The following is a 6,544-nucleotide window of genomic DNA, read 5'->3' on the forward strand; positions in this document are numbered from 1 at the left end:
TTTATTGTGACGACGCACTTATCAGGATCATTTGCCAAACCTGCGCCTCTGTATGCCAGAGTGAAACAATCCATCATTGAAAAAATTTATACTGGTGAATGGAAATCAAATGATCGTGTTCCCTCTGAAGCTGAATTGGTTAAACAATTTAACTGTAGCCGTATGACCGCCAACCGCGCGTTGCGTGAGTTGACCGCTGAAGGATTATTAGTACGGCTGCAAGGCGTGGGATCGTTTGTCGCTGAACCGAAGGGACAATCTGCGCTATTCGAAATTCACAGCATTGCTGATGAGATTTCAGCTCGTTCTCATCAGCATAGCTGTAAAATCTTAAAATTATCCGAGCTGAATGCGGATGTGAAACAGGCGGCTGAATTGGATATTATCGTCGGTACGCCGATTTACCATTCGATTATTATTCACTATGAAAACGATGTTCCTGTTCAGATAGAAGATCGTTATGTCAATGCTCAAGCGGCTTCTGGCTATTTGCAACAGGATTTTACCAAGCTTACGCCACACGATTATTTGTCAATGATTGCCCCACTAACGGAAGGTGAACACATTGTGGAAGCTATTGCTGGCGATCCTCGATCCTGTAAGTTGTTGCAAATTGAGTCAGGAGCTCCTTGTTTATTAATTAGTCGTCGAACTTGGTCCACTCATTACACTGTTTCCAGTGCCAGGCTGCTATTTCCCGGTAACCGCTATAAATTGAAAGGACGTTTCAGCTCATAGCGGTATCCTTATTATTCACAACTGATTTTTTTCCGTATGAGCTGATAGGGTTGCCATAGATCATTACCTTCGTAATGAATTAATGCGATTTCACGTATTTTATCCGTCCCATTTATGGCAACCGTATTAGTAAGGGCATTAAATAAAGGGAGGTCAGAGTCAGAATCACCATAAGCAACGCACTTTTCCAAATTCAGCCCATATTCCTGTACATATTTTTTTAATATCTGTAATTTACTTTCAGGCGTTAATATCTTTTCTGGATCAACCGGTTCACGAAAAGGTAAAGCAGGGAAATTTGATGCAACAACGATATCAGCCCCAAATTTTCTTAAGTGTTGGGCGAAGAAATCGGGTGAGAGGGTAATAACCATAGATACTTCACCTTTGGCTCTGATATCGTCAAAAACCTCTTTTATTCCCCCAATCCACGGTGAGGCATAAAAAACTTCGGCAACGTCAACGTATTGCAAGTTTGACCATAAAAACTGTAATTCAGCGGCAAACTCTTTGGTATTGATATCTCCTTGAGAAAATTGTTTTTCCAGCAGATGAAGCTCTGTCAGGCAATTCATTGTACGGGCAATTTCCAGACTTGCCGTGGTTCCTGTGAGAAGAGTGCCATCCATATCAAAAACATGTAATACTTTCATAATAAACCCAAGTAATTTTTTCGTTATAGGGATAGGTAGGTCTGTTTGTGATGGTAAACATATAGGGATTACCTATCTTAGTAATCCCCCGCTTATTTCAGCTAGCTCACGGATTAGGCGGCTTTTACTGCCAAGGTCTTAAGAACCGCTGAGGCGGCATAGTGACCACTAATCATTGCAGCAACAATACCTCTGAAAATTCCACAAGCATCTCCTGCAACCCATACAGGATAAGGGGAAGTTTCCAGGCTTAAATCGCCGTCAAGACTGGGATACCAACCGACGCCTTCTAGTGTAGGACCAACGATATGCGTATTCTCGTGATCGATTTCAGGAAATTTTTTAATGATATTACGTAATCCTTGCAACATTTTATCGAATAGCTCTTCGCCATAAATAGATACAAGTTGTGTAATGATGTGGGCATTTCCTGCTAATACATCTTGTACTTTGATTCTAAAGTAAGAATCCTTTTGCTTCATGGCGGAGACAACATTATTGAGTGTTCGGTCCGCGATATCTTCATCGAGAATACGAGTATTAAACCCAACATTAGATCGTCCTGTAGAAGGGCCGTCAGAATGACCGGAAACGGTCCATAAATCTTGGGTTTTTGTTAATACTGTTTCTCCATCCCGGCAAGCACAGAAAGTACGCCATTCAATAACGCCATCATCCGACCGAAATTTTAACTTCGGGTCGAGTTGCTTCATATTTTTAAAGAATGCTAAATCTTCTTGTTGTTCAATGCGGAATCCAACTTCTAGCCGATTGAAAGATTGTTTTTCAACTAGATTAACAATCTCTAATGGACCAAATCTTCCACTAGCCAAAATGATTCGTCGGCATTCAATTTGATAAGTATTAGCATTATTGTCTCTTAAATTCATAATCAGAGAATCTTTTCCTCTGGCGTATTTATAAGACAGGAATTTAGTTTGTGTGATGATATCTGCATCTGCCGTTTGCACCATATCTTCAACAAGATTAATTCTATCTTCAAGAGACATATAATTGGAGGGATAATCTTTTAATACCCATTCTCCAGAACCCACTGTAAAGTCTTTAGGATTTGTTGGAAATGGTGGTGTGTCCAGGCCATATGTATTCAGTGTGGCGCACGTCCATTCATAGGCTTGCCGTAATTCCGGTTCGTTTGGTAACTCCCAAAGTGCACTGGCAGAAGGAAAAAATGAGAATTTTCCGTCAGAAAACAGCCCAGCGCCGCCGTGTCCTTCGGTTATCTCAACGAGATTATCTTTATCGCGTTCATGAATAGCTTTGCCATTATCGATTAGTACGACTCGTAAACCTTTTCCTTTCAATTTCTGTACCGCAGCTAAACCTGCTGGGCCAGCGCCAATAATAGCGACATCATATACAGACATTTCTCTCCTCCATTCTTTAGTCAGAATTGATGTTCCTGGGAACATTTTCTATGAGTTGAGCATTGAATTGTTTGTTCGGTTTTACGGAGTACATCCCGTTTTTTACTAGAAATAGCACTCTATTCCGATTACCCTTATTAAATACGAAACTATTGGTATCGAAATTAGAGCGTCTAAACTTGCTTTTCTGTTGTTATTTGTCAATACCTAAATATGGGTAGTTTTTGAAATAAACGGAGGGAGTTATGAGTGAGCATGAGCGGCTATCCTCATTAAGACGTGGGCGCCCGCGCGATAGTGACACGACAAAAACTGTGTTGAGTGCTGCACTTGTTCTCGCTGAAAGTGGACGGATTGCAGATATCACTATTAATCATATTGCTTTATATTCAGGCGTTGCGAAATCGACTATTTATCGTAGATGGCCGAATGTATCAGCGGTTTTAATGGATGCTTTCTTTGATGATATTGAGCTTCTGATTATTTATGACAAACAGATGCCGGTGATAGAATCCATGCGGGTTACCATTAAGAAACTTATTGAAGTGTTGCAAAGTAAGCGCGGGTTGCTGTTCAGGTATCTGTTGGGAGCGGCGCAGTATGATACTGAGGTGAGGGAGGTTTTTATTCAGCGCTGGCTTGAACCACGACGACAGTCAGGAAAGCAGATCATTTTACATGCTATCGAGCAGGGAGAAATTTCTTCTAATACTGATCATGACTTATTGTTAGACTGCATTTTCGGTGCTATTTACTACAAATATATGGTTTCTTTTTCTTCTATTACACCTGAATTTGTCGATAAGGTTATTGATTGTGCGTTTGGTGGTTTGGCTAGGGATTGAATGTTCATTTCGACTAGAAATCTGACGGGGCCAGCAAGGCCGGCCCCGTAAACCATAATCAAGTTATATTGATATTATCCTTAATTAACCGCGTGTTGATTATTTTTTCGCTGATAATGGAAACAGCTTCAATAATATTTTCATGATAATAATCATTAAGCAATGTAATCACTAATGGATTGACTGTCCATTGGGAGATATTATTATCTGATATTTTTGTTATCAATTTACCCATAGCTAATTGAATTTCATCTATGCAATATGGTGTCATTTGGCCTGCTTTAAATAGGGTAATATTGGTATAAGATAATTTCCCGCTTAAATTGCAGTTAGTCATTCTATGTTCAAATGGTATTGCTGCCAAAACTTTCTTAATATAGGTATCACTTGCCCCCATTTTTCGCAATTTTACAATGATGGGACCATGTTCACTTGATATAGCTAAGTTATCTCTGAACTCTTTTATCTCATCATTATTGATTATAGTATCTAACAAGAACAATTGAATTTCTTTTGCGCCTAGCTGTTCTAATTGAAATGCAATCTCCATCGCTAATTGCCCACCTAATGACCATCCTAAGATGCGAATAGGTTGATTAATAGAAGTTTCAGTCAGAATTAACTCCCTATAAATTTGAGCTATTTGGTATAGTGAATCTATCTGATTATCTGTACAGAGATTATAATTATCGATGCCTATACAGTTATACGTGCTAGATAAATTATTTGCCAGAAATTCATAGACTTCACTACCTGCATTAGCAGGATGAACCATAAACAGCTTATTTGTTGCCGTTGATTTAGGTGTTAATAAATTAAGCAAGCTAGATTTTGTATTGCCTGTTTCCAACCATTGGGATAACAGAGAAATGCATTTGTAGTTAAATAAAATATTTAAAGGAATATCAATCCCCATTTCATGGCGTATCGCTGTGGTCAGCTTAATTGCCATCAGTGAGTTCCCCCCGATGCGGAAGAAGTTATCATCAATGCTCACCCGCTCCAGCCCCAAGATGGCCTGCCAAATGGTACAGAGCTGAGTTTCCAACGCATTGCGGGGCGCGACATAGCTGTCACGATTCCCCCAAACTGGCTCGGGCAGGGCGCGGCGATCCAGTTTGCCATTCAGGGTCAGGGGCACGGATTCAATACGGGTAAAACTGGCCGGCAGCATATAGTCCGGTAAGCGGGAAGAGAGATGCTCAGTCAGGCTGTCATCAGACAGTTCCTCTGCCGTCACCAGATATGCCGCCAGTACTTTATGGCCGTTATGCTCATGATCAATCACCACCGCCTGTTTTACCTGTGGGTGCAAAGTGAGTGCGGTTTTAATTTCTTCCAATTCTATGCGGTAACCGCGGATTTTGACCTGAAAATCATTGCGGCCCAGATATTCCAGATTGCCATCCGACTGCCAGCGGACTAAATCGCCAGTTCTGTACAGGCGGGTATAACCACGAGCCTTGTCTTTTGCGGTGGCAAAGGGATTCGCCACAAAACATTCGGCCGTCAGTTCAGGACGATTTAAATATCCCCGCGCCAGCCCGGCACCGCCAATATACAGTTCTCCCGGTGCGCCGACAGGAGACAGATTGCCGTGATTATCAAGAACGTAAAGGCGGGTATTATTAATGGCTTTGCCGATATTGGTTGGGATGATTCCAGGTTGATATCTCTTTTCGGTCGCACAAACGGTCACTTCGGTTGGACCATAAGAATTGAGGACATCGCTATGACGGCTGAAATGGTCAAGAAAATCGAGCGAGGGGGATTCTCCGGCTGTTATTAATAACTGCAAGGAAGGTAAGTGCGAGCCGATTAACAGCTTGAGTATGGCTGGCGGTAAGGCAGCGATTTCAATGCCTTCTCGTTGAATAAGTTTTTCAATTGCCTGGGCATGACGTTCTGTTTCGCTGCAAAGGTAAAGCGTCAGGCCATTAAATAAACTGGGGAAGAGCTCGAAAACAGAGCCATCAAATACATAGGCGGCAAACATTAAGGCTTTTTTTCTCTTGGCGGCATCAAAAATTTCTGCCTGTGCCGCCGCCATATGAGCCACATTTTTGTGCTCAATCATGACCCCTTTCGGCTGGCCGGTGGTGCCTGAGGTATAGATGATATAAGCCAAATCTGAGGATTTGTTTACCGATGCCGGATTGTTTACCGGCTGGTCTGCGGTGATTGTCGGGTCATCCGTTGCTATCAGTACCGGTTGTCCTGCGCATGTTTGCGTCTCTGTCGCCAGCGTTGCCAGATACTTTTGCTGAGTGACGACGCAGGGGGATTGGGTATCGCCTAAAATAAACCGAACCCGCTCTAATGGATATTCAGGAGAAATAGGCACATAAGCGCCCCCGGCTTTCAGTGCCGCCAGAATACTGATCACCATGTCCAGACTGCGGTCAAGGTAGAGGGCGATGGGGGTATCCGCTTGCACAGGGACATGATGGTGTGGCTGACAGCGTTCACGGATCACATAGGCCAGTTGATTTGCCCGTTCGTTAAGCTGGCGATAGGTCAGGGATTCGCCTTCAAACACCAGCGCCACGTTATCCGGCGTGCTTTCCACTTGAGCTTCAAACAGTTGTTGCAGGGTTTTATCCTGCGGGTAAGGCGCGTCGGTCTGATTCCAGCGGTGCAGCAGGGTATAACGTTCCTGGGCAGACAGGATGTCAATTTCGGACAACGATTGTGTCTGGTCTGCCACGAAGGCGGCCAGCACCCGTTGATAAATCCCCGCCAGTCTCTCGATGGCAGCCTCAGCAAACAGGCTGACGGCGTAGTTCAGACACCCGGTAATATCGGTTTGCCCATCGGATAGAAACAGGCTCAGGTCAAACTTAGCAGGGCTGTATAACGATTCATCCAGTGTCACCGGCCTGAACGGCAGACGACTGTCTGGCGGATTTTCTTCAAAGTT

The 6,544-nt window shown here is 43.1% G+C and carries 5 protein-coding genes; 2 read left to right on the forward strand and 3 right to left on the reverse strand.

The genetic code is table 11. The features are described from left to right. Positions 1-6: 6 nt before the first annotated feature. Entirely contained in the window at positions 7-738 is a 732-nt protein-coding gene (gene hutC, locus EAE93_RS19290) for a histidine utilization repressor (protein WP_214040347.1), read from the forward strand. Positions 739-749: 11 nt separating this feature from the next. Here hutC and EAE93_RS19295 read toward each other — a convergent pair whose 3' ends face one another. Both EAE93_RS19295 and EAE93_RS19300 read right to left on the reverse strand, forming a co-directional pair. After that, positions 750-1,391, reverse strand: a complete 642-nt coding sequence (locus EAE93_RS19295) for an HAD family hydrolase (protein ID WP_036777710.1) — start codon at positions 1,389-1,391, stop codon at positions 750-752. Between the two features lie 113 nt (positions 1,392-1,504). Beyond that, the gene (locus EAE93_RS19300; protein WP_214040348.1) at positions 1,505-2,779 is read right to left on the reverse strand and encodes an FAD-dependent oxidoreductase; all 1,275 of its coding nucleotides are present in this window, start codon (positions 2,777-2,779) and stop codon (positions 1,505-1,507) included. A 245-nt stretch (positions 2,780-3,024) separates the two neighbouring features. Between EAE93_RS19300 and EAE93_RS19305 the strand changes: the two genes are divergently transcribed. Next, positions 3,025-3,624: a TetR/AcrR family transcriptional regulator gene (locus EAE93_RS19305; RefSeq protein WP_214040349.1), complete on the forward strand. Its 600-nt coding sequence runs from the start codon at positions 3,025-3,027 to the stop codon at positions 3,622-3,624. 58 nt (positions 3,625-3,682) lie between these two features. On the opposite strand, the gene EAE93_RS19310 is transcribed toward EAE93_RS19305, so the two are convergent. Beyond that, positions 3,683-6,544, reverse strand: a 2,862-nt coding sequence (locus EAE93_RS19310) for a non-ribosomal peptide synthetase (protein ID WP_214040350.1), incomplete at its 5' end; no start/stop codon positions are given.

Origin of the sequence: Photorhabdus akhurstii (assembly GCF_018448925.1) — a bacterium.
Lineage (GTDB): Bacteria > Pseudomonadota > Gammaproteobacteria > Enterobacterales > Enterobacteriaceae > Photorhabdus > Photorhabdus akhurstii.

What these genes read in the sequence shown, in the direction of transcription:
- EAE93_RS19305 (WP_214040349.1), top strand. Translation starts at nt 3,025, where the DNA reads ATGAGTGAGCATGAGCGGCTATCCTCATTAAGACGTGGGCGCCCGCGC.
- EAE93_RS19295 (WP_036777710.1), bottom strand. Translation starts at nt 1,391, where the DNA reads ATGAAAGTATTACATGTTTTTGATATGGATGGCACTCTTCTCACAGGA.
- EAE93_RS19300 (WP_214040348.1), bottom strand. Translation starts at nt 2,779, where the DNA reads ATGTCTGTATATGATGTCGCTATTATTGGCGCTGGCCCAGCAGGTTTA.